Source organism: Calothrix sp. CCY 0018 (genome assembly GCF_963920925.1).
Taxonomy (GTDB): Bacteria; Cyanobacteriota; Cyanobacteriia; order Cyanobacteriales; family Nostocaceae; genus Rivularia.
Genome location: NZ_CAWUDI010000006.1, coordinates 91,349 through 107,302 on the forward strand (window position 1 = coordinate 91,349; position 15,954 = coordinate 107,302).

Annotated in this window: 12 protein-coding genes and 1 tRNA gene; 10 read left to right on the forward strand and 3 right to left on the reverse strand. The window is 38.4% G+C overall.

Features of this window, described 5'->3' with window-relative positions; all coding sequences use genetic code 11:
* Nucleotides 1–25: 25 nt before the first annotated feature.
* From ACM03V_RS06245 to ACM03V_RS06260, 4 genes are all read left to right on the forward strand, one after another.
* The gene (locus ACM03V_RS06245) at nt 26–2,083 is read left to right on the forward strand and encodes a TolC family protein (protein WP_414619895.1); all 2,058 of its coding nucleotides are present in this window, start codon (nt 26–28) and stop codon (nt 2,081–2,083) included.
* 333 nt (nt 2,084–2,416) lie between these two features.
* Nucleotides 2,417–2,800 (forward strand): hypothetical protein, encoded by a 384-nt coding sequence (locus ACM03V_RS06250; RefSeq protein ID WP_414619896.1) that lies wholly within the window; start codon nt 2,417–2,419, stop codon nt 2,798–2,800.
* A 185-nt stretch (nt 2,801–2,985) separates the two neighbouring features.
* Entirely contained in the window at nt 2,986–3,483 is a 498-nt protein-coding gene (locus ACM03V_RS06255; RefSeq protein ID WP_414619897.1) for a hypothetical protein, read from the forward strand.
* Nucleotides 3,484–3,680: 197 nt separating this feature from the next.
* Nucleotides 3,681–4,460: a photosystem II S4 domain protein gene (locus ACM03V_RS06260; RefSeq protein ID WP_414619898.1), complete on the forward strand. Its 780-nt coding sequence runs from the start codon at nt 3,681–3,683 to the stop codon at nt 4,458–4,460.
* A gap of 149 nt (nt 4,461–4,609) precedes the next feature.
* On the opposite strand, the gene ACM03V_RS06265 is transcribed toward ACM03V_RS06260, so the two are convergent.
* Nucleotides 4,610–4,831, reverse strand: a complete 222-nt coding sequence (locus ACM03V_RS06265; RefSeq protein ID WP_414619899.1) for a DUF2281 domain-containing protein — start codon at nt 4,829–4,831, stop codon at nt 4,610–4,612.
* 196 nt (nt 4,832–5,027) lie between these two features.
* Here ACM03V_RS06265 and ACM03V_RS06270 point away from each other — a divergent pair, with 196 nt between their 5' ends.
* The 3 genes from ACM03V_RS06270 to ACM03V_RS06280 all read left to right on the forward strand — a co-directional run bounded on the left by ACM03V_RS06270 (nt 5,028) and on the right by ACM03V_RS06280 (nt 9,563).
* The gene (locus ACM03V_RS06270; protein WP_414619900.1) at nt 5,028–7,412 is read left to right on the forward strand and encodes a dynamin family protein; all 2,385 of its coding nucleotides are present in this window, start codon (nt 5,028–5,030) and stop codon (nt 7,410–7,412) included.
* A complete protein-coding gene (locus tag ACM03V_RS06275) occupies nt 7,412–8,419 on the forward strand; it encodes a diguanylate cyclase regulator RdcB family protein (protein WP_414619901.1) in 1,008 nt (335 codons plus the stop codon). Before ACM03V_RS06270 ends, ACM03V_RS06275 begins: the two co-directional genes overlap by 1 nt.
* 136 nt (nt 8,420–8,555) lie before the next feature.
* A complete protein-coding gene (locus tag ACM03V_RS06280) occupies nt 8,556–9,563 on the forward strand; it encodes a patatin-like phospholipase family protein (RefSeq protein WP_414619902.1) in 1,008 nt (335 codons plus the stop codon).
* Between the two features lie 208 nt (nt 9,564–9,771).
* On the opposite strand, the gene ACM03V_RS06285 is transcribed toward ACM03V_RS06280, so the two are convergent.
* Nucleotides 9,772–10,548 carry an SDR family NAD(P)-dependent oxidoreductase gene (locus ACM03V_RS06285; protein WP_414619903.1) on the reverse strand — a complete coding sequence of 259 codons (777 nt, stop codon included), beginning with the start codon at nt 10,546–10,548 and terminating at the stop codon, nt 9,772–9,774.
* 414 nt (nt 10,549–10,962) lie between these two features.
* On the opposite strand from ACM03V_RS06285, the gene ACM03V_RS06290 reads away from it, so the two are divergent.
* Nucleotides 10,963–12,279, forward strand: a complete 1,317-nt coding sequence (locus ACM03V_RS06290; RefSeq protein ID WP_414619904.1) for a hypothetical protein — start codon at nt 10,963–10,965, stop codon at nt 12,277–12,279.
* Nucleotides 12,280–12,430: 151 nt separating this feature from the next.
* Nucleotides 12,431–12,504, forward strand: a tRNA-Val gene (locus ACM03V_RS06295).
* 641 nt (nt 12,505–13,145) lie between these two features.
* On the opposite strand, the gene ACM03V_RS06300 is transcribed toward ACM03V_RS06295, so the two are convergent.
* Nucleotides 13,146–13,529 (reverse strand): endonuclease domain-containing protein, encoded by a 384-nt coding sequence (locus tag ACM03V_RS06300; RefSeq protein WP_414619905.1) that lies wholly within the window; start codon nt 13,527–13,529, stop codon nt 13,146–13,148.
* 340 nt (nt 13,530–13,869) lie between these two features.
* Between ACM03V_RS06300 and glpK the strand changes: the two genes are divergently transcribed.
* Nucleotides 13,870–15,399 (forward strand): glycerol kinase GlpK, encoded by a 1,530-nt coding sequence (gene glpK / locus ACM03V_RS06305; RefSeq protein WP_414619906.1) that lies wholly within the window; start codon nt 13,870–13,872, stop codon nt 15,397–15,399.
* Nucleotides 15,400–15,954 lie beyond the last annotated feature (555 nt).

Here is a 15,954-nt window from a genome sequence, read left to right on the forward strand (position 1 = left end):
CTTGATTGTAGTGTGAGGAAATGCGGTGAAAGCACAGCAAATATTAAATAGTTTCTTGCCCGGTGTGACAGCAGCAGTTTTAACGGCTCAGCCTGGTTTGGCTGATACCGTGACTGTGGATGACTCGCATTTGGGTGTTTATCCTAGTATCTTTACTACCAGTATAAGTAGTGAAGTAGATAACGATAATACTTTTACGCCATCAAAAGTTACGGTTGACAAACAGTACCCGGTTCAATTTACTCCCATCGGATTTGAATCGGTCAATGTAAAACCAGTCGATCGTCAGATTTCAGGGGTGAAGGTGACTGGTAAAACTGGAGTTTTAATTAATCCGATAAGGAGAAACAATCAAAATTCAAACACTGACAGCTTGAAAACTGCTTCCCATAGAAGTTTGACACAAACCTCGCAAAAACGTTCATTTAGCAAAGTTTCTTATAGAAATGAGAATTCATCTGGAATTGAAAAAATTGCCCCAGTGACAGTTAAAAACAATCCAGACGATAGAATATTTCAAAACTTACAGAAAATTACAACTGGGTCGGGAGCGGCAAATTTATTAAAAGTAGAACCATGTTCTATACAGCAGAATACGCCTAAAAGGGGACAAGATGATTTAAAACTGCAAAATATTTCATCATCCTCAGCGGTTGGGGCTTGTCAAAATAATTCTATTCCTAATAATAAAATAGCTCAACCACTTTCCCCCGCTCCCGTGCAGCCTACAAGACCGGGTTTACAAAGTCCGGCTCCAATTCCTCCCAGTCTCGATCCCAGCGCCAATCCCCTGCAATACCCTACCAAACCTAGTGAAGTTCAAGTTGACCAAAATCAACCACTTACTTTGCAGCAGGCGTTAGAATTCGCAAGACGCAATAATCAAGAGCTACAGGTAGCTTTATTGCAGCTAGAACGGGCACAAGCAGGGTTGAAGGTAGCACGAGCGGCTTTATTGCCTAACGTGGGTTTGACTGGTCAAGTCGGTCGATCTTCTTCATCAGGAAGCGAACTTCAACGTAGACTTAATCCTAATCCTCAATTTGAGGATGCTGACGACCCCACAACTTCTTTCACTGGGCAGGCACAGATCAGTTACGATTTATACACCTCTGGAGCGCGTTCGGCACGCATCCAACAAGCCGAAGAGCAGGTGCGCTTGCAAGAATTAGACGTTGAACGTTTATCTGAAGAAATTCGCCTTAACGTAGCCACCGAGTATTACAACTTGCAAGAATCAGACGAACAAGTCCGTATATCTAGAGCTGCTGTAGTTAATGCTGAAGCTAGCTTAAGAGATGCGCGAGCATTAGAAGAAGCTGGTGTGGGAACGCGCTTTGACTCATTGCGTACTCAGGTTAACTTAGCAAACTCCCAGCAACAGTTAACTAATGCCCAATCGCAGCAGCGCATCTCTCGTCGTCAGCTAGCGACACGGTTGAATGTAGCCCAATCAGCCACTCTTTCAGCCGCAGATCCAGTACAGTTGGCTGGTTTGTGGAATCAAACGCTGGAAAACAGTATAGTTTTGGCCTATCAAAATCGTCCCGAATTGCAACAGCAGTTAGCACAGCGTAATATTAGCCAACAGCAGCGACGGGAAGCACTTGCACAGCTCGGCCCGCAAGTAAGTGTTGTTGCTAATTACGAACTGCTCGATCAGTTTAACGATACCGCAGGATTAACCGATGGTTACAGCGTCGCATTGAGAGCAAACCTTAACTTATTCGATGGTGGTGCATCAAAAGGGCGAGCGGCACAGTCAAGAGTAGACACTGAGATAGCCGAAACTCAGTTTTCTAGTACTCGCAATCAAATCCGCTTTCAGGTAGAGCAAGCTTATTCACAACTGCAATCCAACTTGGAAAACGTGCAAACCTCCCAAGCAGCTTTGGATCAAGCTAGAGAATCTTTAAGATTAGCTCGCTTGCGCTTTCAAGCCGGTGTTGGGACTCAACTTGAAGTACTTGATGCTGAAAACGCTTTGACTAGAGCCGAAGGTAATCGAATTACCGCTATTTTGGATTACAATCGCGCTTTGGCTAATTTGCAACGTAACGTTACTTCAAGAGGGTTACGTTAACGGAGGTTATTAGTCATTAGTTGTTAGTTGTTAGTTTTTAGTTCTTAGCTTCTAACTTGTAACTATAGACTTTTGGCTAATTACATTTATTAAAAGTTATTGGGGTTTTATTCATAACAAAAATTATGATGTTAATATCTGTGATTGCTCGCACTTCTCTCTGCTGCAAACAGCTACGGTGTAAACACAAGTCTTCTAAATTTGCTTTATAACGTTTTGATCCCCCCTAGCCCCCCTTCTTAAGGGGGGAATCAAAGTAAAATTTAATTTGTATTCAAGCTAACTATTTGTAGTTAAAATGCTGTAATATTTATCTGAAAAGACAGTATTTCTATGACTACAGTTACATCACAAGAAATAGCCCAATTTCGCTCTAAATTTGCTAATTATCCCCCAGCATTACAGGCGCTGGATTTGATTGAGGATTGTGACGGAGACTTAGAAGATGCTGCAATGACTTTGGCTATCAAAGCCGGACAGCAACCAGAAATTGGCAATTCCGAATGGTTAGATAGTTTAGCGAAAAAATGGCGATCGCTAATTTGTCAGCAAGAATGGCGTGCGGATTTAGCAGAAGGTTCCGTAGACAAACTCATCGAACAAATCCAAAAAACCCCGACTTTCCCCACCGTATTAGTTACTCCGGTTTTACTTTACGTTTTTAAGCAGGGTATACCGGAATTTTGCGAACCTTTGGATTTAGTTACGGAAGAATAAGTAATTGGGATTGGGCATTGGGCATTGGGCATGGGGCATTGGTAATAATTATTTATTCTCTCCCTGTCTCCGCATCTCCCCATCTCCCCATCTCCCCCTCTCCCCATCTCCCCTTCCCTACTGGTGGTAGGCTGTTAGTTAGAGCGATATTTTTTAGATAACTTTAGATAAAAGCTTTAACGTAAATGAACTATCTAGTTGCAGTATTCCCAGACAGGATAATGGCAGAAGAAGCTTACACTGCTTTAGAAAAAAAGGACATTAAAAGCACCATACTTGGTAGAGGCTATAAATCTGCTGATGAATTTGGTTTAATCGATCCTAAAGAACAAGCCAAAAAGCAGGCAAAGTTTATGTCTTACTGGCTGGTACCGTTTGGCTTTTTTGCTGGCTTTGCTTTTAATTTGATTACCGGGATAAATACCTTTTCTTGGGCGGGGGAAGTCGGCAATCGCCTGATTGGAGGATTGTTAGGTGCTGGTAGTGGGGCTTTAGGTGCGATCTTTGTTGGTGGAGGAGTCGGTTTAGTTGTTGGTGGTGGTGACGCTTTACCTTATCGCAACCGCTTAGATGCTGGTAAATACATAGTTGTAGTTGAAGGTGTCGATAGTGCCAAACGTGAAACAACCCGGATTTTACGTCAACTTGAACCTGAAAATATTCAAGGTTACGCCGCTGAATGAGATTGGGAATTGGTAATTGGTAATTGGGCATTGGGCATGGGAGACAAGGAGAGAGGGGGAAGAGGGGGAAAAAGGGGAAGAAAATTGACTTTTAATTCCTAAGTGTTAATCCAAAATCCAAAATCCAAAATTTCTTAACCTTTAACCTTAATTATTGATAATTGATAATTGATAATTGTTTATTGATAACTGACAAAATGTTGCCAAGAGAAGAACTTTTAAAGAACGTTGAAAATCGAGATACTGTAGCGCGTGTAATTGATTGTGCCGAGCAAGCGATTAGAACTTGGGAAGTGGTTTTTACTGATTTTTTATCACCACCGGAGTTGGCAGAAGCAATTCAAAGTTTTAGTCGGTTAACTGAAGTTGAGTTGTTGGCATGGGGTGGATATCCGCAAGCTGAACGAAAAAGAATTGCGATCGCACGCAGCGAACTTCCTTTAGATGAATCGCAAGTTGAACTTGTGGCTTTGAATATTGCTGGGAATTTTCTGTTTGATACTGCTAACCACCGCGATTTTTTAGGTGCGATGTTGGGAACGGGAATTGTACGGGAAAAAACCGGCGATATTATCGTACTTGGCGAGCGGGGAGCGCAGGTTGTAGTTGTACCGGAATTAGCAGATTTTTTAGAAACAAGTTTGACACAGGTACGTTCGGTTCCTGTCAAGACTCAAAAGATGGATTTTGCTGAATTAAAAGTAAGAGAACCGAAGAAAAAAGAATTAACCACGGTGGAAGCGTCTTTAAGATTAGATGCGATCGCTTCTGCTGGTTTTGGGATGTCTCGCAGCAAAATGGTCGATCTAATTAATGCTGGTGATGTCAGGGTTAATTGGAAAGATGTCAAGCAGGCTTCTCATCAGATGAAAACGGGAGATTTGATTGCAATTCGCGGTAAAGGGCGTTTAGAAGTTGGAGAAATTGCTGTTACTAAGAAAGAAAGATATCGGATGCAGTTGACGAAGTTTGTTTAGGCAATGAGCAATGATCAATTCTCAATTCTCAATTAACCTGGCGACTAGAAGTCGCGGCTACACAGGCAAAGTCCGCCTGCGCGGACTAAATAAAAGGTTCGTAGTAGCCATGCCCGCGCATCCGATCCAAATATTTGTATCTAATAATTTCATTTCATATACTCTTTGAATTCTTCCAACGGTTCATCAAAATCATCCGACATCCATACCAAACCCTTTGCACTACCAGCCTTTGCTGGATAACGTTTAATTGATGGGTTTTCTTTCATACTCGCTTCAGGTTGCAAACCCCAAGCTAATAGCAAAAGTCCTATAAATAGGACTAAAGAGTAAATTAAAAGTACCCATAAACCAAATATTTTATCAATCATAGATATTTGGAGTATATCAGAGCAAATAATAATCAAGCTGCGTTATGCTTCATGAAAACACACTCTACAGCGACAACTGTGTTTTCAGTGATTGCAATATTGCTTTTTTCGGCAAAAATGAATGTGAATTAATTCTTTTTAATTCAATTCAATTAAATTAATTTTAATTTACATTTCATTTATAGGATAAAATATTATGGTCGCTGAAGTACTTACTCCTAACGTACAAGACTTACAGCAAGACGTTATTGAGTTATTAGGGCAAATTAGCGATTTAATGAACCGTGCGAGTAATGCACTTAGTTCTGATGACGTTGATAACAAGTATGCGGACTTTGAAAAACAAATAAGAAACGAAACCAGCAAGGTTGAAAACTTGGAGTTGAGAATGGCTATTGTTGCTCCAATGAAAGCCGGTAAATCAACTATTGTTAATGCAGTTGCGGGACAAGATATTCTCCCCAGTCGCAATTCTGCAATGACTACGCTTCCTACTGAAATTATTTTTGATGCTGAGTTAGATAAACCTGTTTTAACTTTAAGTCCTGAAGTTTTAGCTGTTTTTAAAAATACTTTAGTTTCCTTACGAGATCGGATTAATGAGCAGGGTTTGGAAAGAGTAAAAGAAAGACTTGCTAACTATCCTATTTTGCAAGAGATGCCTGAGTTAATTCAGGAATTAAAAGTTGGTGAGTCAATACCTCGTAAGTCTGAAGGAAGTACAAATATTGCTCATACTTTAACTAGTTTGAATGATATTGTTAGGCTTTGCAGCATATTAGATCCGCAATCAGATCCAATTCAAAATCTTGAAGATGTTCCTCTTATTAAAACACCATTTTGGCGTTCTGTAGGAGATAATCAAGAATCTAAAACTCAAGGAAAACTGGTAATTGTTGATACTCCGGGACCAAATGAAGCTGGAGAAAATTTACGACTTCAAGCAGTTGTAGCCGAACAACTTGCTAAAAGTTCGATAGTTTTAATTGTTTTAGATTTTACTCAATTAAAAAACGAAGCCGCTGAAAAAGTTAAACAAGACGTTCAAAGAGTTATCAAGTTACGGGGAAAAGATAACCTGTATGTCTTGGTTAATAAAGTCGATCAGCGCCGTGATGGCGATATGAATCCACAACAAGTTAAGGATTTTGTTGCTGCTGAGTTTGGGATTGGTGAAACTGGGGATAAAAACCGAGTCTTTGAAATTTCTGCTAGACGTGCGTTTACTTCTGCTACTTTTTTGATGGAATTACAGCAGTCTCCTGATAAAAAAGTTAGTGAAATGAACACAGTACGTGCTTTAGCTCAGGAAGTATATGGAATTGATTGGGAAGAAGAATTAGAAGATGCGACAATTGACGAATTGAAGCGGAAAGCCGAAAGACTGTGGAAAAAGTCAGGTTTCGAGCCGTTTTTGAATGGTGCGATCGCTGCTTTAATGAGAGAAGCTGCACCAAGGTGTATGAAGTCAACGCTACAAATAGCAAGTCATTATTTAAGTGAGTTGAATAATGATGTACAGCTTCGGAGTAGTGCTATTGTTCAAGATGAAGAAAAACTCAGGTTTGAATTAGGAGCGTTAGAACAAGATTTAGAGTCTTTAGAAGAATGTCGTAATCGTTTAGAAGTAGTAGATAAAATTAAAGCCGATTTAGAGAGAAAATTAGATAAAATTTTTCAAAAATTAGAGAAACGAGCTACAAAATCTATTGAAATATACTTCACTGAAGAGAAATATCAACGTGCGGATATTATAAAAAAGGGAGGTATGGCTTTCCAAAGTTTTTTTAATTGGGCTTCTAAACCATTTAGACACGGTGAAATCAATTTAAGTAGTCAAGGTGTAATTGAATTTACAAGCTTAAGTGAAGCAGAAGATTTTGTGGAAGAAGCTATTGCTTCGGCAAAGTATAATGTGATAGAGCCGTTACTAGAAGAAATTCGTATAAACTTCCAAAAAGAAATTGAATATGCACGCCGAAAATTAACTGATTCTTTAGAATATGAAACGCAACCAATAATTGAACGGGCACAAAAAAGGCTCAATGAAAGCTTTAACATTAGTTTGTCACTACCTAAATTAAAATTTGATAGCCTGACTCTTACTAATCCTCAAACAAATATTAATTATGAAACCAGATTGATAGACCAAGGATATGAGACAAAAGTAGTTAAAAAAAGAAAGTTTTCTCATTGGTTATGGATAGTTCCGAAGAAAGAAACAATAAGAGTTAAACGACCAGATAAAGAAGAGAGATATTATACTGTATCGCTTCAAGAAATTATTAATCAATCTAATAATTTAATTGAAGAGAACATTGATAATATTAGTAAAGGTGTCGAGCAATATTTAGACTGTGATTTCAAACAGCGTGTTAATAACTTATTTAATAATCTCGACAACTATTTAACTAATTACTGCGAAACTTTAAAACAAGCACAAGAAGACCAAAAAATAGAGGTTGAGAAGAAATCTCAATTAACTTCTAATTTGAATTTTTTATCTTCAGAGTCTGCCAAAAAGCTTCGAGAAACAGATACTTATTTACAACGCACAAAAGACTTAATGGAGGATAAATAATGCAAAGTATTTTTCCTCTAACGAAATTAGCTAATAATAAAATCAGCCCTTCTACCAACCATCTCTCACAACTGCAAAACCGCATTCCCACCGTCAGCGACAAAGCTTTAATTAACTTAGTCAACGGAATTCAAGTTAATAAAGACATTATCCGCTATCGCAAAAATCGCGGTTTCTTCGGAAAGTTATTCGATAAACTCGACGGTAGCAATAACAAACGCAAAATATTACTTGATGGAAACATTATTGCAGGTCAAGAAGCTTTACACAATTGGGTTTTAGAGCTTACTGATTCTCTCAAAGTTTCTCAAGTTGCTTTGGAAGTTACCCAAAAATCTTTATTAGAAGCACGTAACGCTATCCGTAATCAAAAACAAAGTTTACAAGTACAAGAAGAGAGATTCGATCAACTTGTAGAACAAATCAATATTCGTATCAACAATATCGAAACAAGATTGCGTCAATTAGAAATACGAGTTGCTGCAAACGAAGATTTAGACAGAATAATTACTGCTTGGGCTGCTGGACAAACTTATCATAATTTACCTTGGGTTATACAAGTTGCTTTACTCGCAAGGGAAATTTTCAGCAGTGCTGTTATTATCTACGAATTGGAAACGGGAGATACCCAACGTTTTCGGGAATTGCTAGTTAATAAAATTATTGCGACAGAGAAACAATTAACCAGCAGCTTTTTTGGAATCGGTGATTTATTAGATTGTTCCTCTACTTCAATGACGGAAGATGATAAGGAATTAACAGCAAGTTTATTAGAAATTCGTTCTTTCTCGCAGCAACGTTTATTTGATATTCCTCATTTATTTATTATTGGTACAACTCTCGAATTAGCAACTCTTCCACAAACAGCAAAACCCGGACAAATTGCAGTTTCGCTTTGTCGGAATCAAATTAAGTATATATCTCGTACCAGCGATGCGAGGGAATTTATTACTGCTGTGGTGGAAGAAACTGCGAATGATTGTTTAAGAATAATTTCAGGTAAATAAACTACATTTTGACCTCTCTCCAAACCTCTCTCCTATGAGGAGAGAGGCTTTAATATTCCCCATTCCCTTGCAGGGAAGGGGGTTAGGGGGTTAGGTTTGCAAGTGTGTTACAAATTGAACAAAATAAAATAATTTAATGAAATCAAATCAACCGGAATTCGGACTTGTATTAACTGGTGGTGGTGCTAAAGGTGCTTATCAAGCTGGTGCTGTTCGATATATTGCAGAATTAGGATTGCAACCACAAATCATTGCTGGAACAAGTATCGGTGCTTTAAATGGTGCGGTTTTATCTTCTTATTACCCGTTTCCCCATGCCGTAGAACGTTTAAATCAATTTTGGGAAGAGTTAGGAAAAGCAGAAATATTACGTCCTCATACAGGTACAATTCTACAAACTTTTAGCTACGCTACTCTAGCTTTTACTCCCAATTTAAGACACTGGTTAGTCGATTTCTTAATTAAACAAGGATTAAAGAAAAATAATACCTCTATTTTTGACCCCGAACCCATCGAACAACTTTTAAAACAAGCGGTTCATCCTAATACTTTACGAAAAAATATTGAATTATGGGTGACGGTATTTCCTTCTTTAAAAATTCCCGGTTTGGGTTACGATTTATTGATTGATTTGATTCGTGCTAAAACTGGTGCTGGTGCTTGTTGGCTTTGTTTACAAGATTGTTTGGATGATGAAACTATTTATAATTTACTATTAGCAAGTGCAGCACTTCCGCTTGCATTTCCCAGTCGAGAAGTTAACGGAAAAAATTATATTGATGGTGGTTTGGTTGATAATGTACCGCTAACAGCTTTAGCAAAACGTGGATGTAAAAACGTGATTGTGATTCATTTAAAAAATGGTTCTGTGTGGAATCGCGATGATTTTCCCGAACAAACAATTATTGAAATTAGACCAGAAAAAACGATTAATAAATCAGAAATTCCGGTTGTTGGTGTAGTGGATAGCTGGTTAGATTTCAGCAGTCAGCGAATTAGGAAGTTAAAACAGCAAGGATATAAAGATGCACAACGCTGTTTGAATCCAATTATTGATTCTTTGATTGCAGTTAGGGAACAGCGTCAATCTCAAGTTTATTTGATTGATTCTACCGAGCAACTTATTAATGATGCTCCGTTGTGAATGGTGATTTGTAAAATATTTTGAGTTAAGGTGCGTTACGCTCCGCGATAACACACCCTACAAATTAATTTAATTCAATTATTCATGTTTTTCTAAATATTGATGTTGGGTTACGACACGATTTATAAATTTTATTGTTATTTTTCAATATTGTTTTCGTGTCTAACCCAACCTACAATTTATTCCCTATGCCCTGCGGCCCAATTCCTTAACCCTTAAACTGTTTTTCTAATACATTAAGTAAAGTTTCTCTGGGAATTACAGAAGATAATCCGGTGATAAACTTGGATGCAATTCCACCAACTACTACGGCTGCGTTTCCTTGTTCTAAAGCTTTCAAGGCTTGATCGACTACTTCTTCGGACGTAGACATACTTTTAGCGGTGCGTGCTAATGCGGGAGGAAAGTTAGCTTCAGTGTAAAAATTAGTTTCTGTAGGTCCCGGAGAAACTACTAAAATCTTTACCCCATGCTGACGATTTTCTGCCCATAATGCTTCGCTGAAACTGCGAATGAAAGCTTTAGTGGCTGCGTAAACTGAAAGATATGGGATTGGTTGATATGCTGCAATTGACGAGACATTGATAATGCTTCCCGAACCTCTTTCGCGCATTTGTGGTAGAAATTTGTGAGTTAAAGCTACTACCGCAATATTATTTAACTGAATCATTTGAATTTGGCGATCGCAATCTGTCTGAACAAATTCACCATAGTCACCAAAGCCAGCGTTGTTAATCAATATATCAACGCTCAATCCTTTAGCTTGAACAGCATCGAAGACTTCTTGAGGTGCTGATATTTGAGATAAGTCTTTGACAATCACATCTACTTGAATCTTGTATTGCTCCTGTAACTCTTGAGCAAGAGCATTAAGCTTATCTTCCGAGCGAGCAACGATAATCAGATTTGTATTTTTTGCTGCAAGTTTCTGAGCAAAACATTTACCGATACCACCAGAAGCGCCAGTAATTAAGGCTGTAGGCATTTTTATTAATAATAATTTTGTTAGCTACCCTACAGATGCTAGCAACAATTGGCATAGAGTTTGACCTATCCAAAGTCAGATAGCAGGGAGTAGGGAGTAGGGAGTAGGGAACAGTGAACAGTTAACTGACTCCTAATTCCTAACTTCTAACTCTCCATCGTCGTACTGTAATTTTTCTCTCACAGATGGGAATAATCATAGTAAGAGTAACAGGGTGATTGGATGTACCGTCTAGATAGCAATGCATTTGAGATATTACGTGCGGAGGCTCAAATATGTAGTATTAGCGTTATTACGAGAAAATAGCTCAAAAAAAATAGCGTTTATTCGGGGATTTTAAATAACTCCTCACTTTTAAGATTCAAGATTTCAACTCAACCTTTCAACTCAACCTTTTAAATCAACCATAAAATCATGTATCGTCTTAATGATTCCGCTTTTAAAATTTTGCGCTCGGAGTTGCTCAATTGTGGTTCTAATAATGATATCGGTAGAAAAGAAAGACAAATTGTCGCTAAGCGTTTTGAAAAGCTTCGTAAAGAAAAAGGTTCTCCCATAACTTTTGAGGAATTACTCTTATTAGTTGTGGATGTATTTCCAGATTTTAGCGAAAAAGCGATCAGAAAAGCTGTTAAAGCCAATCAACCACCGGGAATTTTCAGCGATTTGAAATGGGTGGCAATAGTTGTAGCTAGTATTGGCGGTGCAATATGGTTAGTTAATTTACCATTGCCTATGATTCGCAAACCCGTAGCTGAAAAAGCACCATTTCTACTTCTACCTTCTTACATCAGTATGGATAACGGCTATCGTGAAGCGATCGGTGCTATTGAACAAGCAGATAGATTGATAAATAATGCTACTAGTTTAGAAGACATTAAGCAAAGTAGTGAAAAAGTTAAACAAGCACAACGAAGTTTAGATGATTTACCAACTCAACTTTTAGGTTATTATCCCCAAGTTTATTGCGGTTTATTTGAATGTACTTGGGAATTTACTGTTGATGAATTTGAAACAGCACGTCGTCGAGTTGCGCGGATAGATGCCCAAGCCTTTCAAGAAAAAAATGCTTTTGAGTCGGTAAAGCAAGCAGAAGAAACTTTAAAAGTTGCTAAGCAGCAATATGAAGAAGCTAAAAATACTGGAGACAAAAAAAAGGCGATCGCTCAGATGCAAACCGCAATGATTACCTTACTGCAAATTCCCAGACAAACCTTAGCTGGTAAAAAAGCTCTGACTATAATTGCAGTTTCCCAACCCGATTTAGCCAAAATAATTGCTAAAGATGGGAAAAGTGGAGTTTCGGGTAATTTAATTGAAGCAGCGAAAGTATTTGCCATGCAAGCAGCACAAGCATCGCAAAATCCACCCCATCCAACTTATAAATGGGAGCAAGTTGAAAAGCTGTGGTTAGAAGCAATCAAGCGGTTGCGAAATATTGACGCAACAAATCCCAATTATCTAGAAGCCCAGAAACTACTAGCTAAATATCAAAGCAACCAAGGAATTATTCAAACTCGACTGCAAGCAGAAAGAGAATCGCAGAAAATCCTCAATCAAGCTGAAGTGCAAATTGAAAGGTTTATTGCCAATCCCCCATCCGAGCTTAACCAGTACAAAGCCAGATTACAGACAATTGTCAGTAAATTGAAAACCGTACAGTCTGGAACAACATCTTATAAAAGAGCGCAAGAACTAATATCATCGATCCAGAAGCAACTGAAAGAATAAACATAAACAACTGATAATGTATGTAGAGACGTATTAGCGTAGCGTGACCGCAAGGTCATAATTTTACGTCTCTAAAGAGGTTTGTGCAGAAAACCAATTATCCAAAAAACTTGCATTCATTGCAGAATGTATGTTATACAAATATAGCTTCGGACGTATAGCTCAGTTGGTTAGAGCGCTACGTTGACATCGTAGAGGTCACTGGTTCGAATCCAGTTACGTCCATTGTTTGAAGAATAGTTTTTTTTGGTTGGTTTTTGTAAACTCTCCCTCATCCCCTAACCCCTTCTCCCAAGTTTGAGAGAAGGGGGATTTGAGTTTAAACAAACTAAGAAGAGCGCTCAAGCGTTAATGGGCGGAGTATTGTTAACCTGCTGATTTGACTGCGTTGATCAAATAATATCTTTTGAATCGAATCAATTTGTTGGTTTTGTAAACTCTCCCTCATCCCCTAACCCTTTCTCCCAAGTTTGAGAGAAGGGGGATTTGAGTCTAAACAAACTAATCTGGTGAGGAAAGCCTTAATCCAATAGTGTCGTTAACCTGCTGATTTGACTGTGTTGATCGATAAATATCTTTGGTTCTTCAGCACTTGGTATGCTAACTAAATAATCGTAAAAAGGCAGAAGGCAGCTTTGCTGTAGGCAGAAGGGAAAAAAACGATTTTAGGAAGAAATCAAGTAAATAATAGTCAAAGTCTTTGCATAGTAAGTGTTGCAGCGATTTCTTGCTCATAATTTAGCATACTATGTAATGAAGAGCCATATCTTTTTAATCGAATCAATTGGTTGGTTTTGTAAACTCTCCCTCATCCCCTAACCCCTTCTCCCAAGTTTGAGAGAAGGGGGGGATTTGATATAAACAAACTAATCTGGTGAAGAAAGCCTTAATGCTGTTTGCAAAACTTGCTGCAATACCTGTTCTAAATTTTGTATAACCTCGTGATTCTGGAAACGCAAAATTGTATAACCGTAGCTTTGTAGGTATTTCGTCCTTTCCGTATCGTAGTCTTGCCGATTATGATGAATTTCTCCATCTACTTCGATAACTAGCTTGCACTTAGCGCAGTAAAAGTCAAGAATAAAACGTCCTAGCGGATGCTGGCGGCGAAATTTAAAACCACCTATTTTTCTAGCCCTCAAAGCTTGCCAAAGTTGCTTTTCTGTTGGCGTAAATTCGCGGCGTAATTCTATCGCAGCCTCTTCAATTTCAGGTGTAGTTCCTCGAATTCTGGGGAATGATTTGTTCATGAGATATCTGATTTAAACTATCTCACTTAGTTTGCCCATTTCGTTTTGCAATATTACCACTTGTCCCCCTTCTCCCAGAATTGGGAGAAGGGGCTAGGGGATGAGGGAAACTCAGGCACCAAATCAACCACGTTATAAACATAACCAAAGACTTGCATTGTCCATTTCCCAACTCAAATGCCATCAAACCCAGAATTCCGATTCCTCGGTTTGAATATAACTATATATATAGATGTGAAATTTGATTCTCTCGCTTCTTCTATTTACCAGTTTCTACTTTCTAGTTCCTACTCCCTTTTCTATGGCATGATTATATAGGCTTTGCTGGCAGTAAAAAAATATGATCCAGAGTAGGGGCAATACAAATCAACCAGGTTACATTCTGGCTTTAGATTTAGGCACTACGGGTAATCGTGCTTTTGTGTTTGATTTTAACAGTCAAATTGTTGGGCAAGCATACCTCGAACTCAAACAATATTATCCCCAACCGGGATGGTTGGAACATGATGCGGTAGAAATCTGGGAAGCGACGATTTCGGTAATGCAAAGTGCTGTTGAAAAAGCACAAATTTCCCCTTCACAAATAGCTGCTATTGGTTTAACCAACCAGCGAGAAACTTGTTTATTGTGGGATAAAAACACCGGAAAACCTTTACAAAAAGCAATTGTATGGCAAGATAGACGCACTGCTCCCCTTTGCAATGAGTTACAAAATCAAGGTTTGGCACAGGAGATTTATCAACGTACTGGGTTAGTTATTGATGCTTATTTTTCTGCAACAAAACTTTCTTGGCTATTAGATTCTGTTGCAGGAGTTGAACTAAATAATGTTTTGGCTGGAACAATCGATACTTGGGTGCTGTGGAATCTTACCGGCAGAAAAGTTCATGCAACCGATCACAGCAATGCCAGTCGCACAATGTTGATGAATTTGGAAACTTGCGATTGGGATGAAAGGCTATTAGATTTATTTAAAATTCCTCGTCATATTTTACCCCAGATTCAGCCCAGCTTTGGTCATTTTGGAGTTATTGATAAAGCTTTACTCGAAGTCGAAATTCCGATTACTGCTATTTTAGGCGACCAACAAGCGTCTTTATTCGGTCATGGTTGCAATGCTCCCGGCTTAATGAAATGCACTTACGGTACTGGTAGCTTTTTAGTTGCTCATACTGGAAAAGAAATAGCGCGATCGCAAAGTCAGGTTTTGAGTACGGTGGCTTGGACTCAACTAAATCAAGATGGTTCTTTAGATATTAACTATGCTCTTGAAGGCAGTATGTTTACTAGTGGGGCTTGTATCCAATGGTTGCGCGATGGTATGCAATTAATTGAAACAGCCGCTCAAACTGAGACTATAGCAACTCAAGTCAACGACAACGGTGGAGTATACTTTGTACCTGCATTGAGCGGATTAGGCGCACCTCATTGGGATATGAGCGCTAGAGGTTCTTTTCTAGGAATTACCGCCGGTGTCACCAGAGAACATATGGTTCGTTCTGTATTGGAAGCAATTGCTTATCAGGTAAAAGAAGTTGTAGACGCAATCAATACATTTAGTAACATTTCTATCGGAAAGTTAACTGTAGATGGTGGTGCTTCCAACAATAATTTTTTAATGCAGTTTCAAGCCGATTTATTAGGAATTCCCATCGAACAACCAGTGATGCGAGATACTACAGTACAAGGTATTGCATTCGCTGCCGGTTTAACAATCGGTTTATGGAATGATTATGCAGAATTAATCAGTCAAAGAACTATAGAAAAAGTATTTGAGCCGAATCTTGATTCTAATCATATTCAAGAGATTCAACAAAACTATGCTACTTGGCTGCGTGCTGTTGAAAGAGGAAAGAATTGGGAACAGTGAATGGGTAATGTGTAATTGGTAATTGGTAACAAACAGTTCTACGTGCCGACTTTAGTCCTTTTTCGGTTATTTAACAAGTGTAGAAAATATTGATTTGAGCGAATCTTCTATACTTAATTGCTTACACACTCTCAATCTTTCTCGAAATGGATTACGTAGTAGCATGATTGACCAATTATCAAAACTTAAATGTCGAATAATTGCTGATGAACAAGATTTGAGCCTTTACGATGTATGTATCGAATAAACGTGAATCAACATCACGTTGAAATAAAGGTTTATTCAAAATGATATTTACCAACTCGTCATATTTGTTTTGTGGTGTAATATTGCATACCCAACCGGGGTTGTAAATCTTGGTCTAATAGCGAAAGTTCTATAAATTTCACATCTTGCACCATTTTCAACAACCGCCTTGGAATTAATTCCAAGGCTTATATACAAAGTCTGATAAATCAGACTGGGTATGGTTTTGAGGTGATTATAGTACGTTTTAACGTACTTCGTATATTAGCCTTGAAATTTATTTCTCTGCGAGAAAGCCTCCGGCTTACG

Coding starts and splice junctions, on each gene's coding strand:
- ACM03V_RS06250 (WP_414619896.1), top strand. CDS start 2,417: ATGACTACAGTTACATCACAAGAAATAGCCCAATTTCGCTCTAAATTT.
- ACM03V_RS06255 (WP_414619897.1), top strand. CDS start 2,986: ATGAACTATCTAGTTGCAGTATTCCCAGACAGGATAATGGCAGAAGAA.
- ACM03V_RS06260 (WP_414619898.1), top strand. CDS start 3,681: ATGTTGCCAAGAGAAGAACTTTTAAAGAACGTTGAAAATCGAGATACT.
- ACM03V_RS06265 (WP_414619899.1), bottom strand. CDS start 4,831: ATGATTGATAAAATATTTGGTTTATGGGTACTTTTAATTTACTCTTTA.
- ACM03V_RS06270 (WP_414619900.1), top strand. CDS start 5,028: ATGGTCGCTGAAGTACTTACTCCTAACGTACAAGACTTACAGCAAGAC.
- ACM03V_RS06275 (WP_414619901.1), top strand. CDS start 7,412: ATGCAAAGTATTTTTCCTCTAACGAAATTAGCTAATAATAAAATCAGC.
- ACM03V_RS06280 (WP_414619902.1), top strand. CDS start 8,556: ATGAAATCAAATCAACCGGAATTCGGACTTGTATTAACTGGTGGTGGT.
- ACM03V_RS06285 (WP_414619903.1), bottom strand. CDS start 10,548: ATGCCTACAGCCTTAATTACTGGCGCTTCTGGTGGTATCGGTAAATGT.
- ACM03V_RS06290 (WP_414619904.1), top strand. CDS start 10,963: ATGTATCGTCTTAATGATTCCGCTTTTAAAATTTTGCGCTCGGAGTTG.
- ACM03V_RS06300 (WP_414619905.1), bottom strand. CDS start 13,529: ATGAACAAATCATTCCCCAGAATTCGAGGAACTACACCTGAAATTGAA.
- glpK (WP_414619906.1), top strand. CDS start 13,870: ATGATCCAGAGTAGGGGCAATACAAATCAACCAGGTTACATTCTGGCT.